We start from the raw sequence: 15,685 nt of genomic DNA on the forward strand, positions 1-15,685 counted from the left end.
GACACGATGACGAAAAAAATAATCTGGTTAACCGCATTGGCTTTAGGCGTCAGCTCATTATCTCAGGCTGTCACCGTGCCACACGCACAAACACCGACGGCGGGAGGCACCACCCAGCCGCCCGCCCATGCTGCCACCACAACGCCAGCAACGGCCACACCTGCGACTGGCGTGTCGACCACGAGCATGCCCGCGATCCCGCTGGCACAACCGCAGGATAACGCCGCCGTGCGTAACGCGGTGCTGCCGTTTGCGCAAATCGCACCGGCACCGGGCACGTTTGCGCTACGCGGCATCAATCCCGACGGACAGATTGAGTTCGGCGTTCGCAGCGATGAAGTCGTGACGCAAGCCTCGCTCGATCTTGAGTTTACGCCGTCACCGGCGCTGATCCCCACCGAGTCCCATATCAAGGTTTACCTGAACGATGAGCTGATGGGCGTCACCACCATTAGCAAAGAGCAGATGGGTAAATCCAATCGCGTCCGTATCCCTATCGATCCGCGCTACATCACGGACTTCAACCGCCTGCAACTGGTGTTTGTCGGCCATTATCAAAACATCTGTGAAAACCCGGCCAGCACCAGCCTGTGGTTGGATGTCAGCAAAGCCAGCGCACTCAATCTGCAATTCCAGAAGCTGGCGCTGAAGGATGACCTGTCGCCGTTCCCTGCACCGTTTTTCGACAGCCGCGATACCCGACCATTAACGCTGCCTATTGTCTTTGCCGGCCAGCCGGATCTGGTGCAGCAGCGTGCCGCCGCCATGCTCGCCTCCTGGTTTGGCAGCAAAGTACAATGGCGCGGGCAGTCCTTCCCTGCTCTTTTCAACCAGTTGCCAGATCGCCACGGCATTGTTTTCGCCACCAATGATAAGCGTCCAGATTTCCTGCACGATACCCCTGCGGTGAACGGACCGACGGTGTCTATTATCAGCCACCCCGACAATCCTCACGTTAAGCTGCTGTTGGTTCAGGGGCGTGATGACAATGAGTTGCTCACCGCCGTTCAGGGCATCGCCCAGGGGAGCACACTGTTCCGTGGGCAGAGCGTCACCATCGATAAGGTAGAACAGCTCGCCCCACGCCAGCCGTATGATGCGCCAAACTGGGTACGCACCGACCGCCCGATGACCTTCGCCGAGCTTCAGCAATATAACGAGCAGCTACAAACCGACGGCATTGTGCCTCGGCCGATTTCACTGACCCTGAATTTGCCGCCTGACCTGTTTCTGATCCGCAGTCAGGGCATCGACATGCGCCTGAAATATCGCTACACCGCGCCGCAGGTTCAGGACGGTTCGCGTCTGAGCATCAATCTGAACAACCAATTCGTGCAGGCTTTCTCGCTAGCACCAGAGCACGACCAGAATTCCCTGTTAATGCGCTTGCCGCTCACACAGGGATTATGGGATTCCAACAAAAGCCTGACCATCCCGGCGTTGAAACTGGGTACTACCAACCAACTACGCTTTGATTTCAACTACACCACGCTGCTCTCCAGCGGCACCGCTGACCGCTGTGAAACCTATACACCGGTCGTGAACCACGCCGTTATCGATAGCAACTCAACCATTAACTTCTCTGGCTATCGTCACTTTATGGCGATGCCAGACCTGCGTGCCTTTGCCAATGCTGGCTACCCGTTCAGCCGACTGGCTGACCTGTCACAAACGCTGGTGCTGGTGAACAAACAGCCGCAGCCGGCTCAGGTCAGCGCGATGTTGAACGCGATCGGTAACATTGGGGCACAAACCGGCTACCCAGCGTTGGCGGTACAGCTCAGCGACGACTGGACACAGATCGACAAGCAGGACAGTGATATTTTGATGATCGGCGCTATCCCGCCTGAACTGCACGACGACGGCAAAATCAATCTGCTGGTCGAGCAAACGCAAAGCTGGATCAAGCAGCCAACACGCCAGACCGCCATTCCAGACATGGGCTCGCCCGAATCTGACGCGAAGCCAGACAGTAAAACCACCGTCAGCGGTACGGGTGCCATGTCGGCGATTATCGGCTTCCAGTCTCCTTATCACGACCAGCGCAGCGTTGTTGCGCTGCTGGCCGATAGCCCACAGGGCTACACCCTGCTCAACAACGCGCTGATCGACAGCGAGAAAAGAACGTCGCTATTCGGTTCCGTTTCCGTCATCCGCGAATCGGGCATCAATAATCTGCGTGTCGGTGACGTTTATTACGTCGGCCATCTGCCGTGGTGGGAACGTATCTGGCACGCATTGGCGCAGCATCCGATCTGGCTCGCCGTCATCTCGACGCTTACCGTCATCATTGTTGCCTGGCTGCTGTGGCGTGGCCTGAAATTCTTCAGCCGCCGTCGCCTGTCACCAGATGAAAGGGATTAACGCATCATGCCACGTGTGCTGCGCTACCTGATCCCCACGCTGCTGTGGCTATGGGTCTCCGTTGCCGCCGCAGCCGTCTGCGACTGGCCCGCCTGGGAACAGTACAAGCAGCACTACATCAGCGAGGAAGGACGGGTGATTGATACCTCAACACCCAATAAGATCACCACGTCCGAAGGGCAAAGCTACGCCATGTTCTTTGCGCTAGTCGCCAACGATCGAGAGATGTTTGATCGGCTGCTGCAATGGACAGAAAACAACCTGTCCGCTGGCGATTTAGCGACCAACCTGCCCGCCTGGCTGTGGGGAGAAAGCAAAGATAAACGGTGGACGGTACTGGATCCTAACTCCGCGTCCGATGCCGATCTGTGGATTGCCTATAACCTGCTTGAAGCAGGTCGACTGTGGAAAGATACACGCTACAACACGCTGGGCACCGCGCTGCTTAAACGTATTGCCAAGGAAGAGGTCGTGACTATTCCGGGGCTGGGCATGATGCTCTTGCCCGGCAAAGTCGGTTTCGTAGAGAAAGAGAGCTGGCGCTTGAATCCCAGCTACCTGCCGCCACAGTTGCTGGCCCGCTTTGCTCCGTTGGGTGAAACGTGGAAGAACATGCAGCGCACCACACAGCGCCTGCTATTGGAAACCGCGCCGAAAGGGTTCTCACCTGATTGGGTCATCTGGCAAAAAGACAAAGGCTGGCAACCCGATACCACCAAACCCAATATCGGCAGCTATGACGCCATTCGCGTCTATCTGTGGGTAGGGATGATGGCCGATAGCAGCAGAGGAAAAGCCGACTTGATCAAACAGTTTCAGCCCATGATTCAACAGACGATCCAACAAGGGCTGCCACCTGAAAAAACGGACACGGCAACAGGTGCCGTCACCGGGCAGGGATCGGTAGGGTTTTCCGCCTCGCTGCTCCCGATGCTATCCCGTCAGCCGGATGCGTTAACCATCCAGCGACAACGGCTCGCCGCAAATCCACCGGGTGACAATGCCTATTTCTCCGCTTCTCTGACGCTCTTTGGTCAGGGATGGGATGAGAAGCGCTACCGCTTCACGTCACAAGGCCAACTTTTACCGTCCCGAGGCAGCCAATGCATAACAACACCATAAACTGGCTGCGCCTCCTCCCGTTATTGCTGATTGCAGCACCGCAGGCCTACAGTGCAGAAACCGCATCACCAGAGCAGTTCCTGATGGAGCAGGTGCGTTTGGGAGAGGCCAGCAACAAAGACGATATCGTGCGTCAGTCGCTCCATCGACTGGAGCTAATCAATCCAGATAATCCCGACGTTATCGCGGCCAGATTACGGCTGGTGCTGCGTCAAGGCGATCAGGCGCAGGCGCGTCAGCAGTTGGAAAAGCTGAAAACTGTGGCACCCGATTCCGCAATCTACCGTCAGTCAGCAATCACGCTAGCGCTGACGCAAGAAGAGCCGCGTAAACAATTACAGCAGGCGCGCTTGTTATCTACCGCTGGGCGCTATGCGGAAGCCAAAGTGCAGTACGACGCGCTCTTTCACGGCGAACCACCCACGCTCGATCTTGCCGTGGAGTATTGGCGTTTGATCTCGCGTTTACCCAATCAGGAACCCGTCGCCATTAAGCAACTAGAGGTGCTGGATCACATTTACCCTAACAACGTCCCGCTGCGCATGGTGCTGTCACGTCTACTTTTCAGCCAAGATCGTAATGAGCAGGCCTACCCTTTATTGAAACAGCTTTCTAACGATCCCGTCGGGCGCGGGCAGGCAGCATCGCTATGGCTGGAAATTATCGGCCGGATGCCGGTCACACCGCAGAGCGTGACGGAACTCAACCGCTTTCTGGCCGTATTTACTGACGGCGAACAGGTAGAAACTGCACGTAAAGAGCTCAGCCGCCAGCAGGGAATATTAGCCGATCCCGTTTATCAAGGGCGACTGCGCGCGCTGGCACAGATTGAAAATGGCGGCGGCAATAACGCCACACTTATCGAGTTGAATAAGGCGCTGACCGCCACGCCAAACGATCCTGAGCTGATCGGCGCAGTGGGTCTGGTTTACCTGCGCACAGGCGATCGGGTAAAAGCACTGGCGCAGTTCCAAAAAGCATTACAGGCGGATGTTAATCGCCTGAACAGCAGCAAATGGGAAGGGCTCATTCAAAGCACGCAATATTGGACCACCATTGCGGAAGGTGACAACGCGCTGAAAGCCAACAACCTACCGCTGGCGCAGCAGAAATATCAGCAGGCACGCCAGATGGATAACACCAATGCCTATGCGCTGATTGGTCTGGGCGATGTCGCCGTTGCCAGCAAAAATGATACCGCCGCCCAGCAGTTCTATCAGCAGGCTTTGCACCTCGAACCCGGCAATGACAACGCCTTGCGCGGTCTGGTCGGTATTTACCAACGCCAATCGCCGGAGAAAGCACTCACTTACCTCAACAGCCTGTCGCGCAGCCAGCAGAACACGATGCGGGAGACGCTTACTGCGCTACAACTCGATATCCTGAAGCAGCAGGCAGATCGGCTTGCGGAACAGCAGCAGTGGACGCAGGCGGAAGAGAAGTATCGTCAGGCGAACCAGCAGGATCCGAACGACGTCTGGCTGGCCTATCGCTATGCCCAAACGCTGCGCCAGTTGGGGCAAATGCAGCAGGCCGACAGCGCGGTACAGCGTGCTACTGCCGTCCCCCCCGCTAATGCGGAGAAGAACTACGTTTACTCGCTTTACCTCTCATCCACCAATCGCGATGAGCAAGCACTCGCTCACCTGAACACGCTGCCTACTGCGCAGTGGAGCGCCGACATGCGCGATTTATCTCAGCGCCTGACGATTCAGACCACGCTGGCGAAAGCGGAAACGATGCGTGATGCGGGTAACGAATCCGCCGCCATTGCATTCCTGCGCCAGCAACCGGCGGATACACGTATCGATCTGCTATTGGCAGACTGGGCGCTGGCGCGGGGGGAATACACGACGGCACTGACGGAATATCAACGCATCCGCACACGCGAACCACAAAACCCTGACGCACAACTGGGTGAGATCGACGCATTTATCGCGCAGGGTCGGCAAGATGATGCGCGCCAGCGTCTGAACCAACTCCCAGCGCAGGCGGCGGATACACTCAACGGCCAGCGGCGCGTCGCCAACGCCTGGCAAGCGGTGGGCAATCCGCAAAAATCGACAGCACTTTTCCGTCAGCTAAAAATCGATGCGCAGAAAGAGCCAGTCGGTCAGGGCAAAGCATTGGTCTACCGCGACGCGGCACGCGTTGAACAACAGCAATCGCAACCTGAACAGGCGCAGCAGGACTATAAACAGGCCATGGTCGCCAGCGGCATGACTCCCGTGCTACCGCAAAGCGACGATGACTATACCCGGTTGACGCGTAATAACAGCGGCGATGACTGGCTACAACGCAGCATCCGTGCCGATGCCGCAGACCTCTATCGCAAACAGGATATTACCGTCACCCTCGATCATGATTACTCAAGTTCGAGCGGCACGGGTGGGATTTCCGATCTGAGCGCCCACAACACCCTGTTGCAAGTGGATATGCCACTGTACGATGGCCGTGCCTTCTTCCGCACCGATACCGTACAGATGAACGCCGGTTCCTTCTCGACGGACAGTTCCGGTGCCTACCGGGAAACCTTCGGTACCTGCGCCACGCGGGACTGTTTCGACGGCAAATCGCAGAAAGCCACCGGCACCAGCGTTGCCGCAGGCTGGAAGAACGACCGCTGGTCAGCGGATATCGGCACCACGCCACTCGGCTTTGACGTGGTCGATGTCGTCGGTGGCGCAAGCTACAGCGGTGACTGGCGGCAAATCGGCTGGACGGCGACCGCCTCGCGCCGCCCGATCTCCAGCTCATTACTGGCATTCGGCGGCACCAGAGATCCGGGCACAGGCATTACCTGGGGTGGCGTGCGTGCAACGGGCGTCAGCCTTGGTTTAAGCTACGATCGAGGCGAAGCACACGGCGTCTGGAGTGATTTCAGCGTCCACCAGATTACCGGTAAAAACGTGGCCGATAACGATCGCGCCCGCGCCATGGCGGGCTACTACTACAAGCTGATTAACGAAGATAACCGACGCGTCACGGTCGGCCTGAACAGCATGTGGTGGCGCCACCAGAAAGACTTAAGCGGCTACTCACTCGGTCAGGGCGGCTACTACAGCCCACAGCAATACTTCTCGCTGGGCGTGCCGGTGAACTATCGGCAGCGGACAGAAAACTGGTCATGGGAACTCGGCGGATCGCTGTCGTGGTCACGCTCCTCCACCAAAGACCAGCGCCGCTACCCGCTTGTCGGCCTGCTCGGTAACGCCGCACTCACCGACAGAGACACCGTTGAACAGGGCAGCAGCAGTTCCGGCTTCGGCTACACGGCGCGTGCTCTCGTCGAACGCCGTCTCAGCTCACACTGGACGCTGGGTGTCGGTATCGACATTCAACAGGCGAAAGACTACACCCCAAGCCACGGCCTTATCTACCTGCGCTACTCGGCCTCCGGCTGGCAAGGCGATCTCGACAGCCCACCGCAGCCGCTTACGCCGTATGCGGACTTTAAGTAACCGTTCCCAGTTCAAACTTTATAGGGTTTCCATCACCGCGGAAACCCAATGATAAATATCACAAAAGATATAATCTCAAAAATTTTATTGAAACACACTGAGAATGGATGGCTGATCAAATATTACATTGGAAACTATGACGAAGAGTTTTCACTGAATAATAATTACAAATAATTCACCAAAACATTCTTTCACTCTCCTCACAAAATATAAAAATCAGCATAGCAAATAGAACAATAAAACACAGATAACAAATAGGCTCGTCATGAAAGCGCAATACGAGTATAATTTGTGCTCTTGCCAAGCGATTGCGGCAATAAATACACACATCAATGGAGTGAAACACGATGTCTTTATTCATGCAGTTACGCATATTTTTCTTTTTCACCATAACTATCTTCGCATTCCCCGCCCTCGCGCAACCTTCTTCTGGGCTAACCTGTGGAATTTATACCAATGACAGTGGAGTTAAAGCTTATGTAATAAACTCACAGGTTTTGCAAAAAAAATACAAAGATGAATACATTACATCACGCTATACCCTGGATAATGGAAAGGTTAACATAATCTCAATTGATAGCTTAACCCCACCAGAAATAAATGAATTATTCGAACAGAAAAAAGTTAACGACTTTAATGAAGAGTACGTCCTAACAGAAGAAAAAAACTGTAAAGATAATATTGGCATACCGAAAAGTAAAATAGGAAAAGAATGTTGGGATAATATAGACACGTGCTCTTGGTTAATAGTAGAAAGTGATGGGAATACACTAAAGGAATTATGCCAAGATAATTTTTATGCAGCCTGCCAACTTTGGCATAATCGTATTTTTTTTCAGAATGAAATAAATACCATTACAGAAGAAACAAAAAATTTCGATATGCCACTAAAATCAGATCCAGAGTGGATCGAAGCCATTACTGAATCATGCAGGTCTGGGCTATCAGAATTAATGTGTAATAATGCTGCCAGGTCATTGTGGAATAATGGACAATATCTTGCCGCAAGAGACGCACTGCAACTGGCTTGTAATACGCGCGTGTGGGACGACTCAGTGTGTCAAAAAGCAGATGACTTACGTTCGCTCACAGCAAATGATATTGCCTCATCAGTATCTGGTTTGCCGGTAGGTCATTATGCAACACGCGGTGGTGACGTTGATTTTACTATCACAAAAAATGGCACGGTGATAATCAAAGGAAGCCCATCGGTTAAGGCTAAGCTCGATAATGGCCTGATTCGTATTCCACGCGATCTGGAAAAAGAAGCTATCGAACGCAGAAGTGATTTCATTTTCCGCCGTGCTGGAGAAAATAAGCTGATCAGTCTCGATAGCGAGAATACGTTCAAAGTCTACGAATTGCAGAAATGAGAGCAATCAGCGGCCAAATCTTTTCTCTGATGACTTGGTCGTAGCAGGGCGTTAACTCGCTGAAATCAGGGGGGTGGAGAACCGCCCCCCCCGAAGCCCTTAACATTAATACCCTATCGCTGCCCCCGCTGGGCGGCGGATATCATTTGCGCCATACAGATAACCTTCACGGACTTTGCCCGATACCGCCGAGTCATTGCCGGAATCCGCTGGCGTCACGCCCACCGCGCCCGGTAAACCAACCAGAATCAGCTCCGTTGCGCCCCAGGGCGTCTGCTCTACCATTTTGTAGCCGCGCTGCTTCAGCAGGTTCAGCGTATCGGCAGACAGCCCGCGCTGTTCGTAATACACCTCATCCGGCAACCACTGGTGATGGATACGCGGTGCATCTACCGCCTCCTGCGGTGCCATACCGTGGTCGATGATATTTAGCGCCGTTTGCAACGTGATGGTGATAATGCGTGAACCGCCGGGCGAACCGAGCACCATGAAGATTTTTCCGTCTTTCGTCACCAATGACGGGCTCATGGACGAAAGTGGGCGCTTACCGGGGGCGATCGAATTACGCTCTCCTTGCACCAATCCGTACAGGTTTTTCTCGCCAACTTTAACGGTAAAGTCATCCATTTCGTTATTGAGGAAGAAGCCCGTACCCGGCGCAATCACCACCGAACCAAAACGCCCGTTAACGGTATACGTGGTGGACACCGCGTTACCCTGATTATCCACGATGGAGTAGTGCGTGGTTTCCGGTCGCTCGTGCGGGCCAATCCCCGGCTGTACGTTTTTGGACGGCGTTGCGTTCTCTGGTTCGATTTGTTTACGGATTTCAGCAGCGTAATCCTTACTCAGCAAACGTTCGACAGGATTGCTAACAAACGCTGGGTCACCGAGGTAGGTATTCCGATCCATGTACGCGTGGCGCATCGCTTCGGTCAGGACATGAACGGTGGCCGCAGAATTAAAGCCCGCTGATTTAATGTCATAACCTTCGACAATATTGAGAATTTCACACATCGTGACGCCGCCGGAACTGGGCGGCGGTGAAGAGACAAATTGATAACCACGATAGTTACAGGTTACTGGTGCCGTTTCGGTAATGCGATAATCGGCAAAATCAGCCGCCGTCAGAATCCCACCGCCCTGCTTCGCTGCCTTCTCCACGGCCTGTGGGATCGTACCCTTGTAGAAGGCATCCGGCCCGTTAGCAGAAATCGCCGCCAGCGTATTCGCCAGATCGGTTTGTAGCAGCTTGTCACCCGGTTGCAACGGGCTGCCGTCAGGGCGTAGGAAGATGCGTGCGGCTTCAGGATCGGCCTTGAAGCGTTTGATGGTGGTATCCAAAATATCGGTATCCGCACGTGTGAGTGCAAAACCTTCACGTGCCAGTTTAATCGCCGGTGCCATCACCTGCTCACGCGTCAATTTGCCGTATTTTTGCAGCGCGGTATCCAGCCCCAGCACCGTCCCCGGTACACCTGCTGCCAGATAACCGTACAGGCTCGCGTCTTTTTTCACGCTCCCATCCGCGTTCAAATACATGTTGGCACTGGCCGCCGCAGGTGCCGTTTCACGGAAGTTGATAAAGGTGTCTTTCCCATCGGCCAGATGCAGCGTCATAAACCCGCCACCGCCGATATTGCCACAACAGGGGTTCACCACCGCCTGCGCATAGCCCACGGCCACGGCGGCATCAATCGCATTGCCGCCCATTTTCATGATATCGACGCCAATCTGCGAAGCCAGATATTGCGAGCTGACCACCATACCGTTTTTCGCTTCCACTGCGGGGGCTGAGGCCGCCTGCACGGTTCCACTCACCAGCAGCGCCGTCACACTCAGCGACAGCAGCCATTTTCCCGATGTTGTGTTTTTTATTTTCATGAAGACTCCTTTATCCCGTTGATTTTACTGACTGCTTTATCTCTATCATTTTGCAAAGCTAATTTGCAAAGTCCACGCCAACAAACAGCAGCGGCTTAACGAACTCGCTAACAGCAGTAAAAAGCGTAGGAAAGGCATGAGAAATTGCGAGCAGGTCGTGCCACCTTTGCGACCCGGCACGATCAATACGCACCGTCATAAGGCAACGTGACAAAAAACCGCCCCGCAGAAGGAAGGGGGTAAAGATGCGGGGCGGCGGAGAATCAATCCTTACGGGGATCGCTAATCGGTTGGCGAACCAGGAAAACGTAGGCCAGCGCGCCCAATACCGTCACACAGCCACAGATGATCAGCGCCAGACGGAAGGAATTCGTGGTATCGACAATAAAGCCGGTCACAATCGGGGCGAATGATGCGCAGATGAAGCTAGCAAAGTTTTGGATACTGCCGACCGACGCCGTCATACGCGACGCAACGGCAACATGGATCAGCCCCCAGCACGATGTTCCCGCAAAGTGGATGCAAAACAACGCCATACTAATCAGTGACACCGCTTCGATTGAGGTTGTCGCCTGTGGCACCACAAAAGTAAAAGCCGCAGAGCACAACATACCAGCAATGATGCAGATTTTACGGCTCTTGATCGGTTCCATTCCCTTTTTCACTAACCAATCCGTGACATAGCCGTTCACCAGCATCCCAGCGGCACCAAACAGGAAGGGGATCGCGGCCATCAGACCTGTGCTTTTTAAATCCAGATTATAAGCCGTTTGTAGATAACCAGGCAGCCAGGCCAAATATAGCCACGCAGTATAGTTGATGCCGCTAAAACCCAGCATCATGCCCCACATCGTGCGGTTACGGAACAGACTGCGCCATTCAATAAAACTCAACGGATCGCGGCGAGCGTTCACGCTGCCTGCGTTCAGGTAAGTTTGCTCATCAGCGGTGAGTTCAATCTGCTCACGGTTGCGATACAACATATACCAGCCGATAGCGAGGAAAATGCCGAATAGGCCGATGGTAATGAACATACCGCGCCAGCCCATGACTAACATCATCGCCGCCAGAATGGGTGGGCTTATCGCAACACCAATCGTTGAAGCCGCATTAAAGATCCCCATCGGGCGGCCACGTTCTTTGATGTTAAACCAGTCGTTGATCACCTTCACGCCACATGGGTTCATCGGTGCTTCGCCAATTCCCATACCAATACGGACCAGTACGAACTGGGTGAAGCTGTGTACCATGCCAGACAGCGCCTGAAACAGTGACCAGAAAAACATCCCAAGGCCCAGCATAATGCGCGGCCTTTACGATCCAGCAACGGTCCACAAGGGAGTTGCGCAATCCCATAGGCAAGAGAGAAAACGGAGAGCAATGCACCGATTTCTGTCGCACTCAGCCCCAATTCCTGACGAATCGTTAAGTTAGCCACCGAAAGCGAACTTCGGTCGAGATAATTAATCACCGCAGCAAAAAATAGCAAAATCATTGCCGTGGTTTGAATACGTTTAATTCGACTACTGCGTTGAACTATTCCCTCTGGTGGTGCTGAAGAACGGGTATCAAATGAAGAACGCGGGTCTAGCGTTATATTATTTTTTTCCACGCCTGGCTCCTGGACATTATAATTTTATCTTTACTCAGCGCAGGGTTGAGTAAAGTGGTTTTAAACGGAAAGCAATGAAATACGTAATCACCACTCACGAATTTTTATTAATAAAGTCGACTTCTCGTGAGCATAGATAAGAGATATTTCTCAGGCGTTTTTATTTTGATAAAACCGTGCTCTTGATAATGATTTATGGTTTTTAATCGGTTTTTAATGGTCGGTTCGAACAGCCTGGTTAATTGAGCGAATCATCGATTGTTTAGCTGAATTCAAATGGTTACGCAGCGCCAGCGTGGCATCCAGATCGCTTCGGCAAATCAACGCGCTGAGGATGGTCATGTGCTCGTCAATCGCGATGATGTTGCGCTGTTTGAGATCGCTTTCATCCCACTGGTAGTGGAAATGAAATATCACGGAGATGATTTCAAGCGACTGATCAAAAAAGACATTTTCGGCAGCAGAAAGTAAAAGCGCATGAAAGTTACGGTCGAGCTGCGAGAACATACGAAAGCTGTTACCAATGCTGTCACGTAACATACGGTGGCGCTCCAGCAAGGTTTTGGCCTGTAACCAGCGGGGGTCATCGTCCGGCAAATTGAGGAAATGTTGCAGAGCATGCGTCTCCAACATTTCCCGCAATTCAAATAGCTGTTCCGCGTATGCCTGATCGAACTCTTTCATGCTCCACTGCCCACGTTTTTCGTTCTGAATCAGGTTGTAGCGCCCAAATTTTAACAGATACTCGCGTACTACCACCGGGCTGACACCCGCGTCACGCGCGAGCTGTAGCTCTGAGAAGACTTCACCGACACGGAGCTGACGCTGGTTGATCATGGTGAAGAACGCCTGCTCGAAAATGCGGTTTTGCTCATCCACTGGCGCGGTAATGCAGGTGAACCCATCGTCGTGGTCGGGTTTTCGGGCAATCACATAATCGCTGCCAACCTGTGTAAGCACACCGCAGTCGCGCAGATGAACCAGAATGTGACGCACCGTTGTGCGGCTGATGTTATACATCTCCGCCAGTGCATTTTGCGACGGCAGAGGCGACGGAATATGACCACGGGCCATATCGTCGATAATCTGATTAATAACATTGTGACGTAAATTTTGTGAACGGCTCATGAGAGATCTCCTTTTTGCATACATTAAAAACCGATTTAAAACATTTTTATGAGTCCGCATTCACAATTTACAGCTCCTGTCTCTCATCAATATTTTTTTTCATCAATATCTGAAAAAACAAAAAACAGGAGAGAATAATCATGTCAAAAATGAATACATTGATTTGCCAGGAACCGAAAAAACTTGTCTGGAAAAAACGTGAAATACCTATTCCGGGTGAGGGTGAAACATTAATTAAAATTAAGTCTGTGGGTATTTGTGGAACAGATATTCATGCCTGGGGAGGAAATCAACCCTTTTTTAGCTACCCACGCGTATTAGGTCACGAAATATGTGGTGAGGTTGTCGATACAGGCAAAAATGTACATCAATTTAAAAAAGGCCAACAGGTTGCCGTCATTCCCTACGTCGCCTGTCAGCAATGTCCTGCCTGCAAGAGCGGCCGTACCAACTGCTGCGAGAAAATCTCAGTCATTGGTGTACATCAGGATGGCGGATTCAGCGAATATCTGGCGGTGCCCGCCACAAACGTACTGCTTGCAGAAGGGATCGATCCACAAGCGGCGGCATTAATCGAACCCTACGCCATTAGCGCGCATGCCGTTCGCCGGGCGAAAGTGTTACGTGGTGAACAGGTGCTGGTCGTCGGTGCGGGCCCCATCGGCCTCGGCGCAGCGGCCATCGCCAAAGCAGACGGCGCTCAGGTGGTGGTTGCGGATACCAGCGCAGCCCGCCGCGAACACGTCGTTGCCAACCTGAATCTGCCGGTCGTTGATCCCTCCGCCGAGGACTTTGAAGCTCAACTACGTGCCGAATTTGGTGGTTCATTGGCAGAGAAAGTGATTGATGCCACGGGAAACCAGCATGCGATGAACAACACCATTAACCTGATCCGTCACGGTGGCAGCATCGTGTTTGTCGGTCTGTTTAAAGGTGACTTACAGTTCTCCGACCCTGAGTTTCATAAGAAAGAAACCACGATGATGGGCAGTCGTAACGCCACACCGGAAGATTTCGCCAAAGTGGGCCGTCTGATGTCTGAAGGCAAACTCACCGCAGAAATGATGCTGACGCACCGTTACCCCTTTGCCACATTGGCTGACATCTATGAAAAGGATGTCATTAACAACCGTGAGCTGATCAAAGGCGTCATCACATTCTGATAGGGGAATAATCATGAAGACATTGAATCGGAAAGACTTTCCCGGCGCATGCTATCCAACAAAAGTGATTCAGTTTGGTGAAGGCAATTTCCTGCGCGCCTTTGTGGACTGGCAGTTGGATGCGCTGAATGAGAAGACCGATCTTCAGGCGGGCGTAACGATTGTACGCCCCATTAATACCGATTTTCCGCCGTCGCTCAATACGCAAGATGGGCTTTACACCACGGTCATTAGAGGACTCAACGAACAGGGCGAGGCCGTCAGCGATGCGCGCCTGATCCGCTCGGTCAATAACGAGATTAACCCGTATCAGCATTTTGCCGATTATCTGGCACTGGCCCATAACGCCGCTATTCGTTTTGTTTTTTCAAACACCACGGAAGCGGGCATCAGCTATCACGCTGGCGACAGCGTCAACGATACGCCGCCGGTCAGTTTTCCTGCCAAGCTGACACGCCTATTGCTGGAACGCTTTACGCATTTTAACGGTGAGAGCGATAAAGGCTGGGTCATTATTCCCTGCGAACTGATCGACTATAACGGTGAGGCGCTTAAAGCTCTGGTTCTGCGCTATGCTCAAGAATGGCAACTCTCACCGGCATTTATCGACTGGCTTGAGACGGCAAATACCTTCTGTTCCACGCTCGTGGACAGAATCGTAACGGGATACCCGCGTGAAGAATCGTCAGCGCTGGAAGAGAAACTGGGCTACCACGATGCCTTTCTGGATAGCGCCGAACATTTTTATCTCTTTGTCATTCAAGGCCCCAACTGGCTGGCGGATGAACTGAAACTTGCAGAATGCCCACTTAATATCCGCATTGTTGACGACATCCGGCCGTATAAAGAACGTAAAGTAGCGATTCTGAATGGTGCACACACCGCTCTGGTTCCGGTTGCCTGGCTCTGCGGGCTGGATACGGTAGGTGAAGCCATGCAGGATGCCGATGTGCGTCGCTTTGTAGAAAATACGCTACATCAAGAGATCATCCCGGTACTGGATTTGCCGGCGAATGAGTTGCGTGAATTTGCCGATGCCGTCACCGGACGTTTTCAGAACCCCTACATTCGCCATCAGTTGCTCTCCATCGCACTCAATGGCATGACTAAATTCCGCACACGTATCCTGCCGCAGTTGCTGGCAGGCCATCGCGACGGGCATTTTCCGGTACGGTTGACGTTTGCCTTGGCCGCACTGATTGCCTTCTACCGCGGAGAACGAGCGGGCGAGAATTATCCTTTACAGGACGATGAGCAGTGGCTCACCCGCTACCGCCAGCTATGGCCACGCGTAGGAACCGATCTGACCGTGCGCGAATTGGTTAACGAGGTACTCGCCGATACCGCACACTGGGGGAGGATCTCACTCAGCGGTCAGGTTTAGTGGAGCAGGTGACAGCCGATCTGAACGATATTTTGGCGCAGGGGATGCGTCAGGCGGTGAAAGCGCGAGGATGAGGATAATGATGAACAGCGCCCGACGGGCGCTGTTTTCCCTTGCAAGGTAATACATACCTAAACCGTTCGACTGCACCGCTACGGTTGCACGGAACACCACATCAGTGGTCGGCATAGATG

Annotated in this window: 8 protein-coding genes and 2 pseudogenes; 6 read left to right on the top strand and 4 right to left on the bottom strand. The window is 53.1% G+C overall.

The annotated features are described in order from the left end of the window. Window positions 1–6: 6 nt before the first annotated feature. From bcsB to A7983_RS07090, 4 genes are all read left to right on the top strand, one after another. Entirely contained in the window at window positions 7–2,364 is a 2,358-nt protein-coding gene (gene bcsB, locus A7983_RS07075) for a cellulose biosynthesis cyclic di-GMP-binding regulatory protein BcsB (protein WP_005976378.1), read from the top strand. A 6-nt stretch (window positions 2,365–2,370) separates the two neighbouring features. Further along, window positions 2,371–3,486, top strand: coding sequence for a cellulose synthase complex periplasmic endoglucanase BcsZ (gene bcsZ / locus A7983_RS07080; RefSeq protein ID WP_005976376.1), 1,116 nt, complete (start codon window positions 2,371–2,373; stop codon window positions 3,484–3,486). After that, a complete protein-coding gene (bcsC, locus tag A7983_RS07085) occupies window positions 3,468–6,947 on the top strand; it encodes a cellulose synthase complex outer membrane protein BcsC (RefSeq protein ID WP_005976374.1) in 3,480 nt (1,159 codons plus the stop codon). The genes bcsZ and bcsC overlap by 19 nt, the downstream gene beginning before the upstream one ends. 347 nt (window positions 6,948–7,294) lie before the next feature. After that, a complete protein-coding gene (locus A7983_RS07090; protein ID WP_005976369.1) occupies window positions 7,295–8,320 on the top strand; it encodes a hypothetical protein in 1,026 nt (341 codons plus the stop codon). A gap of 105 nt (window positions 8,321–8,425) precedes the next feature. On the opposite strand, the gene ggt is transcribed toward A7983_RS07090, so the two are convergent. The 3 genes and pseudogenes from ggt to A7983_RS07105 form a co-directional block, all read right to left on the bottom strand. Then, window positions 8,426–10,204 (bottom strand): gamma-glutamyltransferase, encoded by a 1,779-nt coding sequence (gene ggt / locus A7983_RS07095; RefSeq protein WP_005976367.1) that lies wholly within the window; start codon window positions 10,202–10,204, stop codon window positions 8,426–8,428. A 263-nt stretch (window positions 10,205–10,467) separates the two neighbouring features. Then, window positions 10,468–11,699: pseudogene (locus A7983_RS07100) on the bottom strand (MFS transporter). A 330-nt stretch (window positions 11,700–12,029) separates the two neighbouring features. Beyond that, entirely contained in the window at window positions 12,030–12,944 is a 915-nt protein-coding gene (locus A7983_RS07105) for a GntR family transcriptional regulator (protein ID WP_005976362.1), read from the bottom strand. Window positions 12,945–13,084: 140 nt separating this feature from the next. Here A7983_RS07105 and A7983_RS07110 point away from each other — a divergent pair, with 140 nt between their 5' ends. Both A7983_RS07110 and A7983_RS07115 read left to right on the top strand, forming a co-directional pair. Next, entirely contained in the window at window positions 13,085–14,107 is a 1,023-nt protein-coding gene (locus tag A7983_RS07110) for a zinc-binding alcohol dehydrogenase family protein (RefSeq protein WP_005976361.1), read from the top strand. A gap of 13 nt (window positions 14,108–14,120) precedes the next feature. After that, window positions 14,121–15,565, top strand: a pseudogene (locus tag A7983_RS07115) (tagaturonate reductase). On the opposite strand, the gene A7983_RS24125 reads toward A7983_RS07115, so the two are convergent. Further along, window positions 15,471–15,680, bottom strand: coding sequence for a hypothetical protein (locus tag A7983_RS24125; protein ID WP_005976357.1), 210 nt, complete (start codon window positions 15,678–15,680; stop codon window positions 15,471–15,473). The pseudogene A7983_RS07115 and the gene A7983_RS24125 overlap by 95 nt on opposite strands. Window positions 15,681–15,685: the final 5 nt, after the last annotated feature.

The sequence above is a fragment of the Pectobacterium wasabiae CFBP 3304 genome (assembly GCF_001742185.1).
Taxonomy (GTDB): Bacteria; Pseudomonadota; Gammaproteobacteria; order Enterobacterales; family Enterobacteriaceae; genus Pectobacterium; species Pectobacterium wasabiae.

Excerpts from the sequence above, each read along its gene's own strand:
- A7983_RS07110 (WP_005976361.1), top strand. The coding sequence starts at position 13,085 with ATGTCAAAAATGAATACATTGATTTGCCAGGAACCGAAAAAACTTGTC.
- bcsC (WP_005976374.1), top strand. The coding sequence starts at position 3,468 with ATGCATAACAACACCATAAACTGGCTGCGCCTCCTCCCGTTATTGCTG.
- bcsB (WP_005976378.1), top strand. The coding sequence starts at position 7 with ATGACGAAAAAAATAATCTGGTTAACCGCATTGGCTTTAGGCGTCAGC.
- A7983_RS07090 (WP_005976369.1), top strand. The coding sequence starts at position 7,295 with ATGTCTTTATTCATGCAGTTACGCATATTTTTCTTTTTCACCATAACT.
- ggt (WP_005976367.1), bottom strand. The coding sequence starts at position 10,204 with ATGAAAATAAAAAACACAACATCGGGAAAATGGCTGCTGTCGCTGAGT.
- bcsZ (WP_005976376.1), top strand. The coding sequence starts at position 2,371 with ATGCCACGTGTGCTGCGCTACCTGATCCCCACGCTGCTGTGGCTATGG.
- A7983_RS07105 (WP_005976362.1), bottom strand. The coding sequence starts at position 12,944 with ATGAGCCGTTCACAAAATTTACGTCACAATGTTATTAATCAGATTATC.
- A7983_RS24125 (WP_005976357.1), bottom strand. The coding sequence starts at position 15,680 with ATGCCGACCACTGATGTGGTGTTCCGTGCAACCGTAGCGGTGCAGTCG.